22 protein-coding genes are annotated in these 22,290 nt (G+C 57.3%); 8 read left to right on the plus strand and 14 right to left on the minus strand.

Annotated features, from left to right (window positions below):
- Positions 1 to 101 precede the first annotated feature (101 nt).
- The 6 genes from CFT65_RS07525 to CFT65_RS07550 all read right to left on the minus strand — a co-directional run bounded on the left by CFT65_RS07525 (position 102) and on the right by CFT65_RS07550 (position 6,868).
- On the minus strand, positions 102 to 1,202 hold the full coding sequence (locus CFT65_RS07525; RefSeq protein WP_088827438.1) for an NADH:flavin oxidoreductase: 1,101 nt from the start codon (positions 1,200 to 1,202) through the stop codon (positions 102 to 104).
- 104 nt (positions 1,203 to 1,306) lie between these two features.
- On the minus strand, positions 1,307 to 1,597 hold the full coding sequence (locus tag CFT65_RS07530) for a SelT/SelW/SelH family protein (RefSeq protein WP_088827440.1): 291 nt from the start codon (positions 1,595 to 1,597) through the stop codon (positions 1,307 to 1,309).
- A gap of 6 nt (positions 1,598 to 1,603) precedes the next feature.
- Positions 1,604 to 2,056, minus strand: a complete 453-nt coding sequence (locus tag CFT65_RS07535) for a hypothetical protein (protein WP_088827442.1) — start codon at positions 2,054 to 2,056, stop codon at positions 1,604 to 1,606.
- Between the two features lie 32 nt (positions 2,057 to 2,088).
- Positions 2,089 to 3,777 (minus strand): L,D-transpeptidase family protein, encoded by a 1,689-nt coding sequence (locus CFT65_RS07540; protein ID WP_088827444.1) that lies wholly within the window; start codon positions 3,775 to 3,777, stop codon positions 2,089 to 2,091.
- A 66-nt stretch (positions 3,778 to 3,843) separates the two neighbouring features.
- The gene (locus tag CFT65_RS07545; protein WP_088827446.1) at positions 3,844 to 4,905 is read right to left on the minus strand and encodes a PA0069 family radical SAM protein; all 1,062 of its coding nucleotides are present in this window, start codon (positions 4,903 to 4,905) and stop codon (positions 3,844 to 3,846) included.
- A gap of 85 nt (positions 4,906 to 4,990) precedes the next feature.
- On the minus strand, positions 4,991 to 6,868 hold the full coding sequence (locus CFT65_RS07550) for a methyl-accepting chemotaxis protein (protein WP_088827447.1): 1,878 nt from the start codon (positions 6,866 to 6,868) through the stop codon (positions 4,991 to 4,993).
- A 96-nt stretch (positions 6,869 to 6,964) separates the two neighbouring features.
- Between CFT65_RS07550 and CFT65_RS07555 the strand changes: the two genes are divergently transcribed.
- Positions 6,965 to 7,741, plus strand: coding sequence for a TSUP family transporter (locus CFT65_RS07555; protein WP_088827449.1), 777 nt, complete (start codon positions 6,965 to 6,967; stop codon positions 7,739 to 7,741).
- A gap of 15 nt (positions 7,742 to 7,756) precedes the next feature.
- Here the strand turns inward: CFT65_RS07555 and CFT65_RS07560 are convergent, their stop codons facing one another.
- Positions 7,757 to 8,422, minus strand: a complete 666-nt coding sequence (locus tag CFT65_RS07560) for a hypothetical protein (RefSeq protein WP_088827451.1) — start codon at positions 8,420 to 8,422, stop codon at positions 7,757 to 7,759.
- Between the two features lie 191 nt (positions 8,423 to 8,613).
- Here CFT65_RS07560 and CFT65_RS07565 point away from each other — a divergent pair, with 191 nt between their 5' ends.
- On the plus strand, positions 8,614 to 9,270 hold the full coding sequence (locus CFT65_RS07565; protein WP_088827453.1) for a protein-L-isoaspartate(D-aspartate) O-methyltransferase: 657 nt from the start codon (positions 8,614 to 8,616) through the stop codon (positions 9,268 to 9,270).
- Between the two features lie 22 nt (positions 9,271 to 9,292).
- On the opposite strand, the gene CFT65_RS07570 is transcribed toward CFT65_RS07565, so the two are convergent.
- Together CFT65_RS07570 and CFT65_RS07575 are read right to left on the minus strand one after the other, a co-directional pair.
- Positions 9,293 to 10,099: a DUF1338 domain-containing protein gene (locus tag CFT65_RS07570; protein ID WP_088827454.1), complete on the minus strand. Its 807-nt coding sequence runs from the start codon at positions 10,097 to 10,099 to the stop codon at positions 9,293 to 9,295.
- On the minus strand, positions 10,089 to 11,210 hold the full coding sequence (locus CFT65_RS07575; protein WP_088828180.1) for an arginine N-succinyltransferase: 1,122 nt from the start codon (positions 11,208 to 11,210) through the stop codon (positions 10,089 to 10,091). The genes CFT65_RS07570 and CFT65_RS07575 overlap by 11 nt, the downstream gene beginning before the upstream one ends.
- Before the next feature lie 117 nt (positions 11,211 to 11,327).
- Here CFT65_RS07575 and CFT65_RS07580 point away from each other — a divergent pair, with 117 nt between their 5' ends.
- Positions 11,328 to 11,756, plus strand: a complete 429-nt coding sequence (locus CFT65_RS07580; RefSeq protein WP_088827456.1) for an Lrp/AsnC family transcriptional regulator — start codon at positions 11,328 to 11,330, stop codon at positions 11,754 to 11,756.
- 346 nt (positions 11,757 to 12,102) lie between these two features.
- Positions 12,103 to 13,785 (plus strand): AMP-binding protein, encoded by a 1,683-nt coding sequence (locus CFT65_RS07585; RefSeq protein ID WP_088827458.1) that lies wholly within the window; start codon positions 12,103 to 12,105, stop codon positions 13,783 to 13,785.
- Between the two features lie 136 nt (positions 13,786 to 13,921).
- On the opposite strand, the gene CFT65_RS07590 is transcribed toward CFT65_RS07585, so the two are convergent.
- Positions 13,922 to 14,116, minus strand: coding sequence for a hypothetical protein (locus CFT65_RS07590; protein WP_039882018.1), 195 nt, complete (start codon positions 14,114 to 14,116; stop codon positions 13,922 to 13,924).
- Between the two features lie 146 nt (positions 14,117 to 14,262).
- On the opposite strand from CFT65_RS07590, the gene CFT65_RS07595 reads away from it, so the two are divergent.
- Positions 14,263 to 15,162 (plus strand): LysR family transcriptional regulator, encoded by a 900-nt coding sequence (locus CFT65_RS07595; RefSeq protein WP_088827460.1) that lies wholly within the window; start codon positions 14,263 to 14,265, stop codon positions 15,160 to 15,162.
- A gap of 6 nt (positions 15,163 to 15,168) precedes the next feature.
- Here CFT65_RS07595 and CFT65_RS07600 read toward each other — a convergent pair whose 3' ends face one another.
- Entirely contained in the window at positions 15,169 to 15,789 is a 621-nt protein-coding gene (locus tag CFT65_RS07600; RefSeq protein ID WP_416376651.1) for a lysozyme-like domain containing protein, read from the minus strand.
- Positions 15,790 to 15,975: 186 nt separating this feature from the next.
- Here CFT65_RS07600 and CFT65_RS07605 point away from each other — a divergent pair, with 186 nt between their 5' ends.
- Positions 15,976 to 16,806, plus strand: coding sequence for a DUF2059 domain-containing protein (locus CFT65_RS07605; protein ID WP_088827461.1), 831 nt, complete (start codon positions 15,976 to 15,978; stop codon positions 16,804 to 16,806).
- On the opposite strand, the gene CFT65_RS07610 is transcribed toward CFT65_RS07605, so the two are convergent.
- Positions 16,778 to 17,857, minus strand: a complete 1,080-nt coding sequence (locus CFT65_RS07610) for an MBL fold metallo-hydrolase (protein ID WP_088827463.1) — start codon at positions 17,855 to 17,857, stop codon at positions 16,778 to 16,780. The genes CFT65_RS07605 and CFT65_RS07610 overlap by 29 nt on opposite strands.
- A 97-nt stretch (positions 17,858 to 17,954) precedes the next feature.
- Here CFT65_RS07610 and CFT65_RS07615 point away from each other — a divergent pair, with 97 nt between their 5' ends.
- Positions 17,955 to 19,136, plus strand: coding sequence for a M24 family metallopeptidase (locus CFT65_RS07615; protein ID WP_088827464.1), 1,182 nt, complete (start codon positions 17,955 to 17,957; stop codon positions 19,134 to 19,136).
- Here the strand turns inward: CFT65_RS07615 and CFT65_RS07620 are convergent.
- On the minus strand, positions 19,133 to 20,059 hold the full coding sequence (locus tag CFT65_RS07620) for a succinyl-CoA synthetase subunit beta (protein ID WP_228705801.1): 927 nt from the start codon (positions 20,057 to 20,059) through the stop codon (positions 19,133 to 19,135). The genes CFT65_RS07615 and CFT65_RS07620 overlap by 4 nt on opposite strands.
- 23 nt (positions 20,060 to 20,082) lie before the next feature.
- Positions 20,083 to 20,361, minus strand: coding sequence for a peptidylprolyl isomerase (locus CFT65_RS07625; protein WP_088827466.1), 279 nt, complete (start codon positions 20,359 to 20,361; stop codon positions 20,083 to 20,085).
- Between the two features lie 182 nt (positions 20,362 to 20,543).
- On the opposite strand from CFT65_RS07625, the gene CFT65_RS07630 reads away from it, so the two are divergent.
- Positions 20,544 to 22,130, plus strand: coding sequence for an ABC-F family ATPase (locus tag CFT65_RS07630; RefSeq protein ID WP_088828182.1), 1,587 nt, complete (start codon positions 20,544 to 20,546; stop codon positions 22,128 to 22,130).
- Positions 22,131 to 22,290 lie beyond the last annotated feature (160 nt).

A 22,290-nucleotide genomic window follows, 5' to 3' on the forward strand; every position in this document is an offset into this window, starting at 1 on the left:
GTCTCCCGTTGGCTTGTGACGTCAGCATAGCAGCTTGAAGTAGCTACGCCGGAGAACCCAGATTGGGTTCCTCCGGCGCATTCCTCGGGAGGGAAAGAACATCAGGCGGCGTTTTGCTTGCGCCAGGCCAGCTCGTTGGGGATTGTGGCCTTCGGCTGCAGCATCGCGAAATCGATGTCTGCTATCTCCTTGCCGTCCTTGAGACGCTGCACGAAGTCGGGGTTTGCAAGTGCTTTCTTGCCGACCGCAAGCAGGGTGTTCGGGAACTGGTTGGCCACGTCCTGGCAGTTGGTTTCATCAATGTTGCCATTGAGGATCAGTCTGATGCCTTCAACGCTGGCCGCCGCGCCTGACAGACTCTCGTCACCCGTCACGAAGTGCTTCCGGTTAACGTCACCGTCGGTTGTATGAACGAAATCGGCACCGGCATCGCGCACCGCCTCCACGATCTGGCGGAATCCGGCTTCGCCTTCGGGCAGTTGGTAGTCCGGATCGGTTACTGTGCCCTGGGACAAGCGAATCCCTACCGTAAAGTCCTCGCCAACGGCTTCGCGTACCGCGCGAACCACTTCCACCATCAGGCGCAGCCGGTTTTCCAGTGCTCCGCCATATTCATCGTCGCGGAGGTTAAAGTAGGTACTCAGGAACTGATTTAACAGATAGCCGTTGGCACCGTGAATCTCAATGCCGTCAAAACCCGCGGCTTTCGCATTGGCGGCAGATTTTGCGAAACCATCAACAGCCGCCTGAATGTCGGCCTTGGTCATTGCACTCGGGATTTGCCACTCAGTCTGGTCACCGTAGAAACCGAGTGGGGCGCCCTTGGGCGTGACTTCACTGGGGCCCTGGGGCTGTTGGGTGAAACGGTTGGCCTGGAACTGGGCACCGGCGTGCATCAACTGCACGAAGATTTTGCTGCCTGCGGCGTGCACCCGATCGACAATGGTCTTCCAGCCATCGATCTGATCCTGGTTAATGATGCCGGGCTGATTGCCATAGCCCTGACTTGCCTTGTCATCGGTGTAGGTCCCTTCGGTAATCACCAGACCAAAGCCGCCTTTGGCGTAGCCTTCGTAATGATCTGCCATCAGGGTATTCGGGGTGCCGTCCGGCTCGGCGCTGGTGCGCGTCATCGGTGCCAGGGCGAATCGATTAGGTACCTCGATGGTGTTGAATTTTATCGACTGCATCACGTCGCTCATAGATACCCTCTCATGTTGTTGAATTGAACGGGGGCACTATCGGGGTGCAGAGCCTTCTCTAAAAGCGGAGAATATCGACACAGCCTGTCAGTATTTTTGAATGATTATTCTGAAGCGCCGGTTTTCGTGTCGGAATGGCCAAGCAAACGTTCCGGCGCAACCTGATCCCGGACCAGCTGCTTGAGTCTGGTGATTTCCGGGAAGCCGCCGTTTTCTTTGCGGGACCAGATCCGCTCGCCATTGACCCATACCTCGAAAATGCCGCCAGTACCCGGATGCAGGCTCAGTTCACTGATCTCGCCTTCAAACGTTGTCAGCAGCTCCTGGGCCATCCAGGCCGAGCGCAGAAGCCAGCGGCAACCGGTGCAGTAGTGAATACCGATTTTGTTGGTCATGGAGAATCAGTCCGTGTCGTAGGTGGGATAGACCGAGCGCGACAGGGTCGGCTCGCAGCCGACAACGCCACGGGCCTGTTTGTGGGCGTGGAGATACCAGCGTTGGCCGGCTTCTGCGAACGTGCTTGTGTCCACGGCAAAGTCCGCATTTTCCATGGTTGCCGGGATAGGCGAGCCATCGGCGTGGCGATAAACGCAGCTGACTCTGATGGTCAGCGCTGTCGCTGCCGGTAGCTCAACAAATCCGTCCTCTCTTACATCCGGCTCTTCGCCGTTGATAGCGGTGACCTTGAGACAGGGGCCGTAATGCACCTTCTCGAGATCATCCAGGTATTCGTTGAGACAGTGACTGGCGCTGACGAAGACAGTGTCTGCGTCAATCCCGTCCTGGGCGGGGGGCAGCGACTGGCATCCCTGGAGTAACAGTATCCCGAAAAACAAGAACAGGGTCTGTTTCATGATATCCCCTCAACTGATGCGCGTATTCTGTTTCAGAGCTTCTCCTTTACCGGGCTCGAGCCGGCGACCGGAGTATTGTAGCGCGTATCCCCGTCGGCGGTTCCCCGGAGCTGGTCGATCAGGCGGGCATCGCGGTTGTATAAATCATTGCGGAACTGCAGTCGTCCGTCGTTATCGACCCAGGAGGTCCAGTACTGGATATGCACTGGCACAGGTTCCGGTAGCACAACAGTCTGGGGTTCTGCCCTGGAAACCAGCCGGTCAATCTTCTCCCGGGACCAGTCGGGCGCCGATGCCAGAAGCCGCTCTGCTAGATCAAAAGGTTGCTCAACCCGGATACAGCCAGAGCTGAATGATCGCTCCGCCCTGGTGAACTGGCCGCGACCCGGCGTATCGTGCAGGTAAACATCGTACTGGTTCGGAAACATGAACTTGATCTGCCCCAGGGCATTCCGGGGGCCAGGTTCCTGCACCAGTTGGTACGGGAAGTTGTTCCGGTTCAGTGATGACCAGTCAACGTCCAGCGGATCCAGCTTTTGCCGGTCAGCGCCCCAGCCACGGTAAACGCTGATATTGAGTCGGGAGAGATAGTCCGGATCGCGGAGAATCTGGGGCAACTGGTCCTGAATCATCAATGTGCGTGGGACGGTCCAGGTGGGATTGAACACCAGATACCGAATGCGATCGCTGAACACCGGGGTTTGACGGAAGGGCTGGCCCACGATCACTCGTTTGCGCAGTACTTCCTCGCCATTTTCCACCATCTTCAGTTCAAATCCGGCGATATTGACCAACACATAGGTGTCGCCGAGGGATTCCGGCAGCCACCGCCAACGTTCGAGCGTGGCGTCAATCTGGCGCAGTTGTTCCACCGGCATCAGGTTCAGGGCCGTCAGAGTGTCCCGCCCGACAAGGCCATCGGGTTCAAGGCCATGTCGGGCCTGAAAACGTATGACCGCAGATTCAAGTTCCGTGTCGTAGTAAAGCGGGTCTGTGGCTGTTGTCGCTTCCTGTGCAGGCTCTTGCAATAGAGAGAGTCTGCGGCGGATTTCATTCAGCCGCTCATCCCTGTCGCCAGGGCGAATGGTCGGGCGCGAGGCCAGAGGTAACCAGGGCTGGCCCAGCAATCTGGTCAGGTCCTGCCTTGCAATCATCAACTTTCGGTAAGCAGGATCGGCCGGCCGCAACGAATCCAGCATGCCGGTAACATCCGAGCGCTCCAATGCATCCCTCAGAACGGATTCCATCTGGCGCTGGCGTCTGTTGGCGGTCCATTCGGCGTGAACCGTCTGTGGGTTGACCTTGCCGACCAGCATGTGTGAGCTGAGCATCAGAAAAGCGTCAGAGAAAAGCAGGTCCAGATCGGCCCTCAGGTCTTCAGAAAAATCGCTCATCGGTCTGAGTGCCAGCCCGGAGAGAATATCCGCGTGATAGTCCGCCGGGTTCAGACCTTCACGGCTGGCTTGTTCAACCGAATCAATCAGCTGCCGACGAAGTTCAGCTGACTGCCATACCGTCTGGTAGCCGTTGGCCCCATAAAAGGCCGACAGTGCCTTGTGGGCCATTAACCTGCTTCCGAGCACCTGCACGGGGAAACCGGCCTCCATGGCCTCGATCCTGGCGACAATGGCTTCATCTGCTGCCAGGCAAGCGGGCTGCCAGAGGGCGGTAAACAGGGCAAAAAGTGTTGTGGCGAAGGAAAAACGTCTGATTCCATGCATGGGTGTTCTCCACCTCATCCCTGAGAGGCATCAATTAAGGCCGTAGGGGTAACCAATATTATGATGCTACCACAGCGGCATTTGTTCCCCACCTGGCCGCCGGAAAAGATCGTTACGCAACGGTTCCTCTTCATGGAGGTTGAGCCCCAAACGCCGTGCTTTTTTGGTGAAACGCTGGCGAATCAGGTCCGAGTATGGGCCCGTGCCCGTCATTCTGCGACCGAAGGTGGCGTCATAACTCTTGCCGCCCCGGAGGTCCCGCATCCGGTTCATTACATGCTCGGCCCTTTGCGGAAAATGCCGGTGCAGCCAGTCCTGGAACAGCTCGTCCAGTTCATGGGGTAACCGAAGCATAATCCAGCTGGCTCGGGTGGCGCCTGCCTCTGCAGCGGCTTCCAGAATCGACTCGATTTCGTGATCGTTGATGAAGGGGATTACCGGCCCGAGAATAATACCTGTCGGAATGCCGGCTTCGGCGAGCTGCCTGATCATCTTGAGGCGAGTGGCAGGAGCGGCTGTCCTCGGCTCCATGCGTCGTTTCAGATCGTTGCTCAGGCTGGTGAGGCTGATGCGTACTGAGCAGAGCCCCTCAGAAGCCATATAGGCGAGCAGATCAAGGTCCCTGAGAATGAGAGCGCCCTTGGTAATGATGGACACCGGGTGGCGATACTCTGCCAGAACTTCCAGCACCTGTCGGGTAATTTTCTGGTCCCGCTCAAGGGGCTGGTAGGCATCCGTATTGACGCCGAGGGCAATGGGCGAAACCCGGTAGCCGGACTTGTCGAGCTCTTCTCTCAGACGGGCGGCAGCGTTGGGTTTCGCTATCAACCGGGTTTCGAAATCCAGCCCCGGGGACATATCCCAATAGGCATGGGTAGGTCGGGCAAAACAGTAAATGCAGGCATGCTCACAGCCACGGTATGGGTTGATCGACTGGTCAAACGGCACGTCCGGTGAGGTATTGCGACTGATTATGGATTTCGCGGTCTCAAGGACGACTTCGGTAGCCAGGGTATCGGGATTCAGGTCGTCTTCCGGATCGTGATACCAGTCATGGTCTGTCTCACGGTCCGTGACAATGGGCTGGAACCGGTTTTGGGGATTCAGGGCGGTGGCGCGAGTTTTCATGGGAATGCTCGATACTGTTTAAATGTACAGTATCGAGCATACTAACGCCTGAGCCCCTGTCGTGCAACCTGTCCCAGCGGTGCTGTTACAGACGGAAGCCCTGTGAGGCCTGGGTCAGGGTGGTTACCTGGGACGACAGTCGCACGATATGGGCGTTGAGCTTCTGGCGGATATCCGAGGTTTCCCGGGTGTGTCCGTGGATCTGTTCCACCTTCTGGGCGATTTCCTCGGTGGTGGTTGATATCCCTTCAACCGAGGACACCACCTGATTCATGTCGCCAGCCAGTTGTTGTATGGAGCCGGTGATCTGTTCTATCGAGTGCGCTGCCTCTTTCGAACTTTCCTCTCCCTCACCGGCGGAAGCCAGGCCTTCTTTCATCAGTCTGGAAATGGCCTGGGTCTCACGGTTAAGGGATTCCACGATCTCAGCGATCCCATTGGTTGCAGAAACGGTTTTTTCTGCAAGGGAACGAACTTCGTCGGCAACAACCGAGAAACCGCGTCCGGCCTCACCGGCTCTTGCCGCCTCAATGGCAGCATTCAATGCCAGCAGGTTGGTCTGTTCAGCCAGGCCGTTGATTACGCCAACGATGGAGTTGACCTTCTCGCCGGTTTTGCTCAACTGGCTGACCTGATCGTGCGTTTTCTGAATTCTCTCGGCCAGTTCGGTCATGGTTTTGGCGCTTCGCCTGACCACCTCGGCACCGGAATGGGCGGCGCCGTTTGCGTTCTGAACGGCGTCATTGACCGACTGGGTGTATTGGGCAATATCCACCGCCGTGTGGGAGATTTCCTGAACCGCAGTGGCGGTTTGCTCGGTCTCGTCTTCAACCTGCTCGCCGTTTCTGCCCATCTGTTCAACCAGCGCGTCCAGTTCAACCTGAAGCGATGAAAGCGTCCGATTGCCCTCGACAACCTGCCCGATAACGTCCGAGACATCGTCCAGCATCTTGTTGGCCGCCTCGCCCAGGCGATTGAATTCATCATTCGGATTCCTGCCCGGCTCGAGGCGCTGACTGAGGTCACCGCCGGCAACCCGGGTGAGCAGGTTTACCGTCTCATTGAGTCGTTTCACCAGGGTTCTGGAGGCGGTCGTCAGTGTCAGGACCAGGATGATGACCACCGCAGCGGCGGTTGCAATGATCAGCCAGGTCGAGGCGGCGCGGGCCTCTTCGGCCTGCTGGCTGGTTGCCACAATAATGTCCTGGCGGAGGAGGGTGTTCTGTTCGGCAATCAGATCGCGAATACCGGTGCCGGTGGCAGACAGCTGGTGCTCGATGGCAGACAGGTCGGCGATCAGGGATTCGGCATCGGAAAAGGCTGTGGCGAACGCCTGGACGGCCTGGCCGATTTCAATTTCCTGCCAGTCCATCTCTGTGACGGTGGCCTGCATCCGCGCCAGGGCCTCACGGGTTGACTCGGCGTAGGTCGCATCGAAGGTAGACAGGTAGTCGCGGTAGGTGGAGGCGATGGTGTTGATGTCGTCGTTAAAGATGGAAATGCTGATTTGCCGAAGCCTGTCGTTTATGGCTTCGGACATTGTTGCTCTCAGACCGCTGGACGGAGTGAGGCCCAGCTGTTGATTCAGGGCCAGCCATTCGGTGCGAAGTCGGGTATACTCCGCAACCTGCTCCTGGATTTGTTGTGCAGTGGTCTTTACCGCGTCACCCGGCAGGGTTCCGGCGGATTCACTGAGCGCCGACGACTGGGCCGCGAGCGACGCCAGTCTCTCCTGATAGTTCTCAACCTGGTTCGGTTCCAGATTCTCACTCGTTCTCTCGAGTGCCAGCCAGTCGTTCAGCAGGGTCAGGGACGCGGATTCATAGGCTCTTGCTTCGCTTCGGGCCTCATAAGCGTCGGATACCTTGCCGAGCCCGCTCAGGGAAGCCAGAGTGGCAATCGCCAGACCAATCAGCGTGGCAACAATCAACAGCAGGAACTTCTGTTTCCATGACAGGGCCATTAACATCCTCCGAACAATGTGGTTTTTCTTCGCAACTAGTTGAGCTTAGACCAGTTCCGGATAAACGACGGCTCTTTTGACGACAACCGGGAATCCATGTCTGATCTCGTGATTTACCAATATCTGCTGATTGCCATGATTTTCGTCTGGAGTGGTTTTGTCCGCTCCGGGCTGGGATTCGGTGGTGCCGTTCTGTCCCTGCCATTTCTGTTGCTGGTTCTTGATCAACCGCTAGTCTTTCTGCCGATCATTGCGGTCCACCTTTTGGTGTTTTCATCCCTGACAATCTGGATGAACAATCGCATCGGGGCAGGCGAGCAACGTGAGGCGGGCTCGGGCACTGTCGACTGGCAATACCTGTGGCGGATCCTCGCCATCATGATTGTGCCCAAGCTGATTGGTGTATTCGGGTTGATCACCATGCCCAGCGACATCCTGAGTGCCATTATTTTCGTTATCGTGGCGCTTTATTCGATTTCCTACATCATCAACCGGCCGTTTCGTAGTGGCAGCAAAACGGTCGACGCGATATTCCTGATGGTGGGCGGGTACATCAGTGGTACCTCCCTGATCGGTGCGCCCCTTATCATTGCTGTGGCAGCCCAGCACCTGCCAAAAGAAAAACTGCGGGATACGTTGTTCGCCCTATGGTTCATTCTGGTGCTGATCAAGATGGCCGCTTTTGTCTGGGCTGGCGTCGATCTTCAGCTTATCCACCACCTCTGGCTGCTGCCCTGCGCAGCGGTGGGTCATGTCATCGGGCTCTACGCCCATGATCGCATCCTCCAGGCGGAAACGCCGATATTTTTCCGGTTGCTGGGAGCGGTTCTGCTGCTGGTGAGCAGCGTCGGGATTGTCAGCGTCTTGTGGTAAGCGGGGCGGCGAGCTTCAGCCCGCGCGTCCGAACACCCTTTCGAAGAATCCGACTTCCCGCACGTCCGGTATCGGCAGGCTGTCGACTTCTTCCATAGCCCGCCGCCAGAACTTCTCGGGTTCATCCAGGTGGGCCACTTTAGCGCGCTCGTCCGGGCTATAGTGGTTGTGTTCCCCGGCAATGCCCTCGGCCATGAGCTCCTGGGTCCAGAGATAGATGGCGGCCCGGACGGTTCTCAGTAGCCGGCAGTAAACCTCGCGGCTCAGGTTGATAGCCAGTTCGGCCGTCAGATTGATCTGCTTTTGCAGCACTGCCATCTCGTCTTTTTCCAGCAATACCCGGTTGCCGTTGCCCTTCTTGCAGTTAACACAGATTTTCTCGAGGGCTTTTACGCCCTCAAGCAGATCCATGTAGCCGAACTCTTCCTTTTGCTGATCGTCTACCGGCGCAGGAATCCAGCCGTACTGGGGAGATTTGGCAACGATGTGCCCGTGCAAGCCCCTGCGGTAGGGCGGTGCGGCAGCAACATCCTGGTAACCGTCAAATTCGGTACGCAGCCAGGCGGCCATTTTCCGGTGGCGAAGCATCATGGCGAGGGTTATGGCTGAGGGCATGATCCCTTCGAGCAAGTCTGCGGAATCCCGCGTGCGCTCATCGAGATGGTTTACGGATGTCGACATTTCTCCTCCTCGGCAACGGGTTTCCCTGTGATTCATCCCGTTGTCCGTTTGTTGTTTTTGGCATTCGATGGTTGTATCTGTCATTGCCGGTGACTAAAAAGTAGTCAGATAATGCCGGGGGTGCCGTTGTAAAAAAGTTACCGCTTTGTAACGGCTGGTAAGCAGCCAGGCCACGGGAAGGGAGAGACACGATGAATCGGGATAATGGCTTTGAATCACAGAGAGCTTCCATGGTGGATTATCAGCTTCGTGCTCGTGGAATCGAGTCGCCGCTGGTGCTTGATGCCATGGGCCGGGTGGCACGGGAACACTTCGTTCCCAAACGTATGCGGGAGTGCGCCTACGATGACGGTCCCTTACCCATCGGGGCAGGGCAGACCATCTCTCAGCCGTACATTGTGGCATTGATGACGGAAGCTCTGGATCTGGAGGGCGGGGAAAAGGTTCTCGATATAGGTACCGGTTCTGGCTATGCAGCTGCTGTTCTGGGTTGTATTGCCGGCGCAGTGTTCAGCATTGAACGGATTCGGGAGCTGGCAGATCGCGCAGCCGGTGTGCTTGCCGCCGAGGGCTTTGATAATGTTGAGGTACTCTGTGGCGACGGCACGATGGGCTGGCCTGAACATCAACCCTACGATGGCATTATCGTTGCTGCCGGGGCTCCGGCGGTGCCGGATTCGCTAAAGCATCAACTGGCGATTGGTGGGCATCTGGTCATTCCGGTGGGCTCGGAGTATTCGGTGCAGTCACTGATACGCGTTACCCGGCTGGCTGAGGACGAGTTCCGGACTGAGGACCTGGGCTCAGTCCGCTTTGTCCCCCTGCTCGGCGAACAGGGGTGGTCGTAACTGCAGGACCTGACGTGATGAATCAGCCTCCAGCATTAGTGCTTTCAAAGATCTTGTCGGCCGATGCCGCTACGAAACCCGAATAGAGCTGGCCATCCGGCTTCGGATACCGGAGTGCAAATTCGTAGAAACAACTGGGTATGGTCACGGTCTGGTCGGAAAAGGTAACGGGCACCCGATCGGCCATGGTTGACGATTGCTCCAGCAAGTCTTTTGGAGAGCCCTTCACCTCGCCGCCGGATGAATTCACCGTATAGCCGTGATCTTTCAGCAACTGATTGATCTCCGGTACCGAGCGGAACTGTTCCAGATGGTTGATGCTGACCGTGAAATGGTTCGCGCGGTAGCCCCAGGCGGCCATCCATGCGGCGTACTCGCTTTCTTTCATCAGCTCGCGGTAGGTTTCGTAGTCGAGCTCCCAGTGGCGTCCGGAATAGAGAAAATCATTAGCCGTAACCGCTTCCGGTTTTACCTGTTCAACAAGACGTTTCACCACAGATTGCAACTCCGGTGAGCATTGCTCCACCAGCAGCTCGGAGATGAACACCTTTGGCAGCTCGCGGGAGGGGTGCTCATAGTGTCGGGCATAAAGCTTTTTGGCCTCGAAATGATATTCGCCACCTTCTTTATAACCCAAGCTGAGGAAGTGCTCTGCCAGAGTGTCCAGCCGAACTGGATCCAGGTTGAAGGTGCGAAGCGCGATATGGTCGTTGACGATCGCCTGACCCTCTTCGGCGCCCAGGATTTTGTGTATGCGATCGGCCGAGGGGGTCACCTGGCGGTAGGATTCCCAGAGCCTCGCAAACAGGGTGTCCGGATCAGTATGCATAGCGAATCTCCTCAGTAGCCGGTTTCTGGCGGGGCTGTTGGTGCTCCTGTGACTGTTGGCCGGTCTGGCTCAGCGGCATGTAGCAGGCCAGGCTTCCTTCGTCAAGGTTCAGTAGCTTCGCCAGTTGGTCTTGCACCACCAGGTTATTGGTGTCGGGGGCCGGCCAGACCTGATCGGTCACCGAGGCCCTGAATTCCGAACAGCTGGCATTGGCAACTATAGCGGAATTAAAGAGTTCTCCCGCATTGCTCGCGGGATCCTTTTCTCCCTTCCGAAACACAGCGCGGGTCAGGAAAGTGTCGCGGACGCTGGCTATGTCTTGCCTGGGGCATTCCAGAGTTGGGCCACCATCCAGGAGATCCACGAACCCCCGATGTCGAAAGCCCTCGCGTTCCAGCATATGCCGTGCCGGGCGCGTGTCCTCATGCACCTGGCCGATAACTTCCCTGGCTTCACTGGTCATCTGCCGCGTATACAACGGCTTGGCGGGGATGAACTCTTCAATAAAGCCGCTCTGACCGCAACAGGCCAGCTGTGTTGCTGACAGGAAGTCCAGGTCGGCCACCTGGTGCTTGAGCCAGTCCCAGAACGGAGATTGGCCGGAACGATCGGAAACACCGCGCATCTCTGCGATCACCGTGTCCCCAAAACGCTCCGGGTGCAGGGCCATGAACAGAAAGCGAACCCGGGAGAGCAGCTTGCCGGCATTGGCTCGGCGAAATCCGGGCCGGAGGTACAGCGAGCAGACCTCGGTGCAACCGGTGTAATGCTGGCATCGGATCAGGCTTTCCTCAGTATGACGTTTCTGTCGATCCCCCGCATGGTGGATCACGGCATTGCGGCGGAAATGAACGAGGGGGCGGGAAACGCCTGCCGCGGCTTCAATGCCGGTGGTGCCCATGATGTCACCGGTCGTACTGTCCTCCAGCACGAAAAGATAATGTTCATCGCCGGGCTTCGTCACGGTCCGGGCGAAGCTGTCGACCGAGTGATCGATCTTTCGACTCAGGGCATCACGGTCCGGCATCAGTGAGGTGAAGCCGGGTCCGGATTCAGTAGCGATCTGCACCAGGGCATCAAGATCCCCTGGGGTAATCGGTCGAATTATCATGGCAAGCGTCCCGAGCATTGTTTCGGCTCAGTATGAAAGTCCTGGATGACAGATTGCAGCTGCATAATGAACGAAATGATCTACAATTAAGGCAAATTGAAAAGGATATTAGGCGAAATGATCAGTGCTCAGGATCAAAAGCTCTTAATGCTGCTGAGGCAGAATGCCCGAGCCAGTATCACCGAGCTGGCGAAGGCCATGCATGTGTCACGGTCGACGGTACAGAACCGCATTACACGCCTGGAGGCCCGCGGTGTGATCCGGGGCTACTCGGTGCAGTTGGGTGGGGAATTTTCTGCCAGTCAGGTCGAGGCCCACGTATCGATCAAGGTTTTTCAGAAACTGACCAGCCGGACGAATTCGGCACTAGAGGGAATCAGCCAGGTATCGCAGCTGTTTTCGGTAAGTGGGGAGTACGACCTGATTGCTATCGTTCAGGCACAGACCCTGGAGGAACTGAGCGCCGTGCTGGACGACATTGGCAACCTGGAGGGGGTTGAGAGGACCAACTCTGCCGTGGTCCTGGAAACCCGGTTCCGGCGCTAAACAGGGTTGGTCAGATCAGGAGCCCAGCATTCCTGCATAAGCACTGTAGAGGAAGGCACCCGAGCCCAGAAGAATGATGCCCCAGGCGGGAAAGATCAAAAACGAACGTTTTGCTTTGCTCATGGCCATATGCATATCCAATTGGCTCGGAAAGTAGGTTCACACTCTTCACAGTAGCTCAAACTTGACAAATGTTACGAAAAATTTTGAGGAATAGTTCTCGGACGAGGATTAATTTGCCAATTGCGGGGGCACTAAATGCTATTGAGCGGGTCTGAAATGACGCTAGTATGAACAGGAATTGCAAAATTTAAACATAAAGCAGAATAACAAAAAGGAGCCGTTTATGGCGGTAGACCCCCGGAAGCAGACCTCACTCCATTGCCTGTTTTACTGGGCAGAGGAAACCCCTGACAACGTTTACCTTACTCAGCCTTACCCGGATGGCCGTGTCGAAGATATTACCTGGAAACAGGCTGCCGACCAGGTATCCAGGGTGGCCGCTTACCTGAACAGCCTGGAACTGCCCGCGCCCAGTAATATCAGTATTCTGGGCAAGAACAGCGCGCACTGGATCCTTGCTGATCTGGCGATATGGGCGGCAGGCCATGTTTCGGTGCCGCTCTATCCCACGCTCAACGGTGACACTGCCGCCTACGTTCTCGAGCACAGTGAGGCAAAGCTTCTGTTCCTGGGCAAACTTGATGGCACCGCAGACGGCTGGAACGACATCAAGAACCACATTCCGGACGATCTGCCGCTCATTTCCCTGCCCATGTCGCCGCGGGACGACACACCGAAATGGCTGGACATCATCGCCGACCTGGAGCCGGCAGCGCCCAAACTTCCGGACCCTGACAACCTGGCCACAATTGTCTATACCTCGGGCAGCACTGGCCGTCCCAAAGGCGTAATGCACAGTTTCCGGACCATGATTTCGGTGGCTGACGGCCTGCAGCAGTTGTTCCCGGTCTCCTCTGAAGAGCGGATGCTTTCCTATCTGCCCCTGGCCCATGTGGCTGAGCGGGCCGCGGTGGAAACGCAGTCCCTGTATTACGGTTTCCATCTCTACTTTGCGAACTCGCTGGATACTTTCCAGGAAGACCTGCAGCGGGCAAGGCCGACGCTGTTTTTCTCGGTCCCGCGCCTCTGGATGAAGTTCTATCTGGGTGTGAACGCCAAACTGCCGCCGAAGAAACAGAAGCTGTTGTTCAATCTTCCTATCATTAGCGGTCTGGTCAAAAAGAAGGTCCTGAAACAGTTGGGACTGGACTATTGCCGGGCAGCCCTTACTGGAGCCGCGCCGCTTTCAGCGGATATCGTCAACTGGTACCGCAACCTCGGGCTGGAGCTGTTGGAAGTGTATGGGATGTCTGAAAACTTCGGGTATTCTCACGCCAACCGGCCTGGACAGGCAAGGGCTGGATCTGTGGGTATGGCCAACCCCGGGGTCGAACACCGTATCGGCGAGGGCGGCGAAGTTCAGGTCAAAAGCCCCGGGCAGATGCTGGGGTATTACAAGAATGAGGAGAAAACGAAAGAGGACCTTACCGATGACGGTTTCCTGAAAACCGGGGATATGGGGGAAATTGACCGGGATGGTACCCTTCGGATCACTGGCCGGGTAAAGGATCTGTTCAAAACGTCCAAAGGCAAATACGTGGTGCCGGTGCCCATCGAGAATCGCTTCAATCATCCCAAGGCCGAGGTGGTCTGTTTAGCCGGTGCCAACCAGCCGCAGCCTTGCCTGATGGTCCTGCTGTCGGAGGAGGCCAGGGGTGAGCTGGAAACCGGAGCCGATCGCGGTGAGCTGGAGCAGGAACTTGCGGCCGAACTGGAGGCGGTAAACACGGAGTGCGAGTCCCACGAGAAGGTGGCTTTCGTTGTGGTGGTTGGTGAGCCCTGGACCATGGAGAACGGCATGCTCACGCCGACCATGAAGATCAAGCGGAATGTGATAGAAGACTTTTACAACCGAAAGATGGACGACTGGTTCAGTCAGAAGAAAAAAGTTGTCTGGGAGTTCTGATTTTTCCAGATATTTTTGCGTCCCAATGCAAAACGCCGGTGGCTACTTCGGGAGCCACCGGCGTTTTCAAATCCTTATGTTCTTTCTGTTCTCAGCCTGAGTGATCTTCTCGCCCATGCCAGATTCGGCCGCCGTTTTAGTGGCCGCCCTGCATCTGGCTCATGTCCGGAGCAACGTTTGCCGCTTTCCGGTTGAAGCTCCGCATTTTGCGACTGAAAAACTGTACCGCCTGCTTTGCCGCAGCACGGGTATACTGGCGCCTGACCTCAGCACTGTTGTGGAGGATACTGGACGGCAGCGGGTTTACGGTTGCGATATGGTTCTGAGTCATAGCGCCTTCCTCCTTTTTTCGGGTGTATTGATTTTGGTAGGTAGATTAGTTAGTTATCTACCTTTAATTTAAAGCAATTCTAAGGGTTCTTATTTGCAGTTTGAATACGTTAAAATCCGTACTCACGTTGCAAATATGCAGTAACTATGGACTGGGATTATCTTCGATATGTACGGGCCCTGGCAATAGGTGGAACCTTTGCCAAGGCCGGAGAATTACTGGGTGTGCACCAAACCACAGTTCTACGCCGGCTTGACCAGATGGAAGAGTCGCTGGGTGTGCAATTTTTCGAACGGAGCCGGGACGGATTACAGCTCACTCCGGTGGGTGAAACCGCGTTCAGGGAGGCCGAACGGCTGGCCATCGAGATGGAAAATCTCGAGCGCAAACTGGTCGGGCAAGATTCGGCTCCGGTAGGTAAAGTGAGACTGGCGGCGGAAGACGCGATGATGAACGCGTTGCTCAGCCCGATCCTGGCCGAGCTGGTTCGAGAGTTTCCGGACATTGAACTGGAAACCCTGACCGACAACGACGTGGCCAATCTGAGCCATCGGGAAGCCGACCTGACGCTGCGACCCGAGAACAAGCCGCAGGCAACCCTGGAGGGTGAGCGGATTGCGGCCATCGAATCCGCTGTGTATGGATCTGCCCGCTATTGCCGGCGGCACCGCAATATGGATATTGAGAACCACCAGGAAGGTTGCCTCTGGATCATACCCGATGAAACCTTCAGCCACCTGGCCACCGGCCGCTGGTATCGGAAGCACCTGAAGAATGTTACCTCCTTTATTCGCTGCAACAGCCTGCAATCCATGCATGCTTTGGCGAAAGCCGGCGCAGGCCTGACGGTTTTGCCCTGCTATCTGGGTGAGGGCAGTCGGGAACTTCGCCGCCTGTCCGACCCGCTGGAGGGGGAAAGTGTTGACCTCTGGCTGCATGTGAACCAGGACACTCAGCATATGGCCCGTGTCCGTATCGTTATGGAGTACCTGGTTGAACGCCTTCAGGCATTGGAGTCCCAGTTGGAGATCACCTCGACATTCTAGGTGGCATCAGCCACAAAATGGCCAGAACTGGTACCAGCGCCAGCACTGGAATTCCTGCTCGCAGGTTTTCAGCTGGTTGTCGTAGCGGAAGGCCCGGGTCTGTACCCGGGCAGCCAGATCCATGACGGCCGGCTTCTGTTCGAAACTCCTGCGAGCGTATCCGCCGCGGCCCTCATGGTAGGCAAGATACAGTTTTCTGGGCGCCGAGAAGGGGATGCCCAGCTGTCTGTGGCTTAGCCGGTTGTACCAGCCCACGAAATCCAGCGCGTACTCCATGTCGGTTCGCACGGTAAACCAGCCCTCGCCGTTGGCCAGGAGATATTCCTGCCAGGCTGGGTCCAGCGCCTGGGCATAGCCATAGGCTGTCGTCGGCCTGGTCCAGGGTATAAAACCCCACAGCAGGGTGCGTGGCGGCCTGGCATGGCTTCGGAACGAGGATTCGTAGTAGACAAACGCCATCTGGGTGGCGATGGGCGTGCCCCAGCGTTGCTCGGATTCGCTGGCGTAGTCGTACCAGACCGGATGCTCCCGGAAGATTTCGCAGACATTCTCCGGATTCGCCGGAGGATCCGGTGCCAGCAGGCTGAAGCGAAGCGTTGCCCAGATGCCCATCAATAAACCCAGCATCGGAAGCCCGTACCATCTGGCCCGGCTTTTCCAGATCTCCACTGTCGTGCGCCGGCCTCCGCTTTTACGGCGAGGTCTTTTTCGTATTCCTAACAAACCGTCATCTCCGGCACCCAGGGATTGCTTGCTGCATGCATTACACCCATGGCATAAGGGAATCAACGACACGTCCTGGATGATAGGTAAATGACGCGATTTCCCCTAATTAAACCTCTTTTAGTCACAGCCCTGCTAATGACCGGTATTGCCCAGGCGGCACCGGATGCCCGCCAGGTGCTGGCAGTATCCCCCGTTGACGACATTGTGGCACGTTACCCGGCGATGATGAGTCAGGGAATCCGGGAGGGTCTCAAGCAGAATGGTCAGCTCCCACCCATGGTGGCCAATACCATTGGCAACATTGTCAGCAGCGGTTTCAACTCTGTGGATATCGAGCAGCAGATCATTAATGATCTGCAAGCCAAACTCACGGATTTGCAACTTCAGGCAGTCCATGACTGGTACGAAACCCCTGTGGCCAGCAAGATTTCCTCGGCCGAGATTGCAGCTTCGGAACCTTCGGCCTGGCCGAAGATCCAGGCCAGTGCCGCGGAACTGAACAGCCAGTACAAGGGCACACGCAAAGCGGAAATGTTCGACCGGTTTGATCGGGCGGCGCGGGCAACGGAAAGCGCCGTGGATACCACAATTGCGGTTCAGCTCGGCCTGGCAACCGCAATGACGGCATTCAGCAGTGATTCCGACAATCATGAACAGTTGCGGCAACGTATTGAAAGCCAGCGCAGCATGCTCAGGGGTGTCGTGGGTCAGCAGGTTTACGACAGCTATCTGTATACCTACCAGAATATCGGTGCCCAGGAGATGGATCTGTACCTGGAGTTCCTGGAGAGCCCGGCCGGCGCAGCCTTCTCGAAGGTTGTTACCAACAGCATCCAGCAAGCAATCACCGAGCCGGTGGAAAGCATTGGCAAGCAGATGTCCCGTTTTCTCAGCCCGGAATCACCAGGCGGTCAGTGAATTCCCCCAACTCCCGGTAGACTTCGCGCCGCTTACGGTCATAGCGATGGGAGAAGTGGAAGGCGATCAGTTGCCGGGCCTGTGACGCATCGGCGATCTGTGCGCAGGCCCTGGTGGTGAGATGGTGGGTACGCCGCGCCTGCTCATTATCCGCCGCCATGAACGACGCCTCACAGAAGAGCGTGTGGGCACCCTGTGCCAGTGCTGTCATTTTGCTGATGTTATCGGGCGTATCGGCGAAATCCGTACCATAGGCGACCTTTTCTCCAGGCGCCTGAATCAGGAGCTTGCGACCCAGGTCCTCGGCGCGAAAGGTGCGTTTGGCATCTGGCGAGATGAGCTCATCGGGTCGCTGGCGCAGCACAGCCATTTTCAAGTCGTGTAGCCACGAGCCGGGTTTCAGGCCCTCAGCCTGTAGCCGATCATTGCGCACCTGCAGCTTGCCAAAGGGTTCCCAGGCGAATGCGAGGACAGGCGTGCCATGGTCCAGCATGGCAGCACGAACCTGGAACTCCGGTTCCCGGAGCAGTACCCCGCCTGGTGTGGCCCGGTCTTCCAGGGCTGTAGGCGCAGTGTCACCGGCGGTGATTCTCCAGCGTTTGAGGTGGTCGCCGTGCCATTCGTGAATCACGAACCTGGGCCCTCGATCCTCCACGCGATCCCACAGGATACCGCTAATCATGCCGGTAATGTGTCGCATCAACCCCGGTGGTCCAAACAGCCGGCAGGGCGGAAAGTAGCCGATCCGGCTGCGCAGGAACCACATGAAGCCGCCGATATGGTCGGCGTGGCAATGGGTGATGAAAACGTCGGTCACCTGATGCGCAGACCGGAGCGGCATGCGCCCGGTGTCGCCGATATCAAACAACAGGCTGCGGGACTGATGCAGAAGCCTGAGCTGCAATAGCGGGTCGCCGCACACACCGTTCACCAGGGAAGCAACCACGGGGCCGACCCGAACTGCCACTTGCGGGTCGTTGGCAACGCTGGTCAGCGCCCCCAGCTCAACGCTGACCTGCACGGCACCTTCGCTCTGTTGCTTGCGGTCCATAGATTCTCCCGACTGTCGAATTATTCGGTGAGTGCGATTTGTGCAAAGCGGGATTAGGGTCCAATCTCCCTAGTATATGCGAGTGAGGAGTATCGTTATGGATTTCAATGCCTATCAGAAAGCCTTGTCCTCACAACTGAGGGGGCTGGAGTGCCCGTTTCCGGAGCAGGAATTCACGGAGCGTCTGTCGCGTGTCCGGGATCGGATGGCCCGAGAGGAGTTTGGCGCCCTGCTGCTAACCGATCCTTCGGACATATTCTACCTGACCGGCTATAGCACTTTTGAGGTATCCGTTCATGTCGCCCTGGTGGTGACCCAGGAGGATGTGCTCTTACAGGTGCCTTCCATCGAAATGGGGCCAGCGATGATTACCACCCGGGTCGCCCGGGTCATTGGATACCGTTGGGAAGGTATCGGTGAAGTGCTGGAACCACTGATCCAGGTTCTCAACGACGGAGTTGAGACTGTCGGCATTGACGCCTGGCACGGCTCTCTGCGCCAGGGTGTGCTGGAAGGCCTTAAGGCACGGATGGCGGGGGTGCGCTTTCTTAACAACGGTGGTCTTTTGAAGCAGATCCGGATCGTCAAGTCCGATGCCGAAATTGGCTTTCTGCGAGAGAGCGCGCGGATAACCTCCGAAGGCCTGCAGGCTGCTGTGGCGGCCATCCGCCCGGGTGTCACCGACAACGATATTGCTGCGGAAGGCGCCCGGGCACTGCTGGCGGCTGGCAGTGAATTCATGAGCATGCAGCCAATTGTTGTTACCGGTCGTCGCAGCAGCGTGATCCACTGCAATCACAAACGTACGTTGGTGCAGAAAGGCGACCCTGTTTTTCTGGAATTCGGCTCAGCCTGGAACCGCTATACCGCACCTATGATGCAGACCGTGATTGCCGGGGCCGAGCCCTCGGCTGAAATGCGCCGGGTCCATGACGGCTGCCGGCGGATTATAGACACCCTGCTGGCATCAGTCCGCCCGGGAGTCACCTTCGACCAGGCTGCCCACGATGCGGAGAAGTCGCTCCAGCCGTTGGCTGGCAAGGTGTTCTTCTCCGGGGTGTTCGGCTACACGGTCGGAGCCCAGTTCCCGCCCTCCTGGGTCGAGGGCTCGGGCTTTATCGCAAGGGGCGGCAATATGGAGTTCCGACCCGGCATGGTCTTCCACCTGCCCATCTGTTTGCGTATCCCCGGGCAATGGGGCATTGGGTGTAGCGAAACGATTCTGGTCACCGAAGGCGGGGCCGAGCCGATGACCGATAATCCCTGGAGTCTCGGTTAGTCCAGTCGCAGGTCCGACAGGTAAACGGTGCGCGGCGCGGGCAGGCGGACCGCAAAAAGTCCCATTCTTCTGACTTGTGACATGTCCATGGACCGGCCCTCGGGTGCGCTTTCGATGTCAGCCAGTTTCCGGGTGAAGGTATTGAGGCCCGGGCCCAGGGTCAGGCGAGTGTTGTAGCGGTCATTGTAAGCATGGTCGGTTCGGTCATGGGCGACATCATTGATTCGAAGCGTCAGTGCCAGGGAGTCGGCAGAGGGATTGAACAGGGTAATGGTCAGTCTCTCAAAACCACGCCAATCGGCGGGGAGATTGTTGAGCGAGACCCCCGAGTAGGTGTCGGTGCCCAGCTCAATTTTCAGGCTCTGCCGGTGATTTAACGAGTGATCGGCAGAGACCGCCAGCCTGCCAGTCCAGAACCCGTCGGTATCTTGATGGCTGAAGTCATAGAGCAGGGGAAGTTGGTGGTGAACCTGCCACTGCCGAGCGGCCACCATGCCGGTTGCTCCCAGCTCAAAAAATAACAGCAGCGTGACTGTTGCCGCCATCAGACCCTTGCCGAAAGACGTTCGCCGTTCCGGCATAGGCAACGGGTGCCAGGCGATAACCAGCCAACTGCCGATCAGGTTGCGCAGTAAATCCCGTCCGTCCATTTCGCGGTTGTAGTCGTTCTGGATCAGTTCGATACCAATTCCGACTGCGAGCAATACTGCGGTAACAACCAGCCAGAGACACCAGCCGCTAAACCAGCGCCAGGGCCTGACGGCCAGTGTCAGCAGTGCAAAAAGAAGGATGTGGCCGAGGTTCCAGGCCGACTTGAGGAGTGGCCCGGAGGCCCAGTCCGGCCCGCCTACAAAGAGGAAAGGCGCGATGAGCAGAGAAGCAGCACCAGCCAGCAGCGGTAGCTGCCGGCTGGTGGTTGGCATTCCCGGTATGAAACCAGGAATCATCAGCTACGGCTGGTAACTTCCAGCAGGTGATAGCCGAACTGGGTCTTCACCGGACCGATGACCGTGTTCACTTCGCTGTTGAACACTGCCTTGTCGAATTCCGGAACCATCTGGCCAGGGCCGAAAGAGCCCAGGTCGCCGCCATTACGGCCGGAGGGGCATGAGGAGTGCTGCTTTGCCACTTCGGCAAAGTCCTGTCCGCCTTCAATCGCCTTTTTCAGTTCTTCGCATTTTGCTTCGCTGTCTACCAGAATGTGGCGCGCTGTTGCCTGTGCCATGATCAATGTCCTTGTGTCGGATGAATGGGTACATCAGAACGGGAATGCTGCCCGGCCAGAGCGTCAGAGGCAAGCCTTTTTATCCGTGTTTCTGCGGCCTCACAGTCCGCCCGGCAAACCTGTACAATGCCGGCTTTCTTTTCGCCGGCGTTCGCCCGGCCCCACATCGACAGGTTTGTTTCTTGATCTCCACCGCCAATATCACCATGCAATTCGGGGCCAAACCCCTATTTGAAAACGTCTCCGCCAAATTTGGTAACGGCAACCGCTATGGCCTGATCGGGGCCAACGGCTGTGGCAAGTCCACACTGATGAAAATTCTGGGTGGCGACCTTGAGCCATCTGCCGGCCAGGTCATGCTGGAGCCCAACACCCGGCTGGGTAAACTGCGTCAGGACCAGTTTGCCTTCGAGGATTGCTCGGTCATTGATACTGTGATCATGGGGCACGAGGAACTCTGGAACGTCAAGAAAGAGCGTGATCGGATCTATTCCCTGTCGGAAATGAGCGAAGAAGACGGCATGGCCGTGGCCGACCTGGAAGTGCAGTTCGCCGAAATGGACGGTTACACCGCCGATGCGCGCGCCGGTGAGCTGTTGCTGGGGCTCGACATTCCGCTGGAACAGCACAATGGTCCCATGAGCGCCCTGGCGCCCGGCTGGAAATTGCGGGTATTGCTGGCCCAGGCATTGTTCTCCGATCCCGACGTGTTGCTGCTGGACGAGCCCACCAACCACCTGGACATCAATACCATCCGTTGGCTGGAAAACATCCTGGTGGCCCGCAACAGCACCATGATTATCATTTCTCATGACCGCCACTTCCTGAACAGCGTGTGCACCCACATGGCGGACCTGGACTATGGCGAGCTGCGCCTGTTCCCGGGCAACTACGACGAATATATGACCGCCGCCACCCAGGCGCGCGAGCGTATGCTCTCGGATAACGCCAAGAAAAAGGCCCAGATTGCTGAGCTGCAGCAGTTTGTCAGCCGCTTCTCGGCCAACGCCTCCAAGGCTAAACAGGCGACATCCCGTGCCCGCCAGATCGACAAGATCCAGCTGGAAGAGGTGAAGCCTTCAAGCCGTGTGAGCCCGTTTATCCGTTTTGAACAAGGCAAGAAACTGCACCGCCAGGCCGTCACCCTGAAAAACATGACCAAGGGCTTTGATGAGAAGCCGCTGTTCAAGAACCTCAACCTGCAGGTAGAGGCTGGTGAGCGGATCGCCATCATTGGCCCCAATGGCATCGGCAAAACCACGCTCCTGCAATGTATGGCCGGCGCCTACACGCCCGATAGCGGCGAGGTGAAGTGGACCGACAGCGCGGAAGTGGGCTACTTCGCCCAGGATCATACGGCGGACTTTGCCGACGATGAAACCCTGACCGACTGGATGTCCCAGTGGACCAAGGGTGGCGAGCAGCTGGTGCGCGGTACTCTGGGCCGTATGCTGTTCTCCGGCGACGATATCGGCAAATCGGTGCGGGTGATTTCCGGTGGCGAGCAGGGCAGGATGCTGTTTGGCAAGCTGATTTTGCAAAAGCCCAATGTGATGCTGATGGACGAGCCCACGAACCACCTGGATATGGAGTCCATTGAGGCGTTGAACCTGGCGCTGGAGAACTATCCGGGTACACTGATTTTCGTTAGCCATGACCGGGAGTTTGTTTCTTCCCTTGCGACTCGAATTATTGAGCTTAAGGCTGATGGGGTGACTGATTTCAGTGGCTCTTATGATGATTACCTTCGGAGCCAAGGGTACCTCTGAGACTCGGGCTTGGGTGCAGGCGGTCATGTGGGACTGGCATTCCAAAACACGCTCCTTGCGGCACATCCCGGTGACGCTTGGGCTCGGCCATCCCTGGCTCCGCACAGTTTTGGAAAGCCAGTCCCACACGCCCGCTCCAACCTGTGAGTGAGTCTCAAAT

The organism is Marinobacter sp. es.048 (assembly GCF_900188435.1).
GTDB lineage: Bacteria > Pseudomonadota > Gammaproteobacteria > Pseudomonadales > Oleiphilaceae > Marinobacter.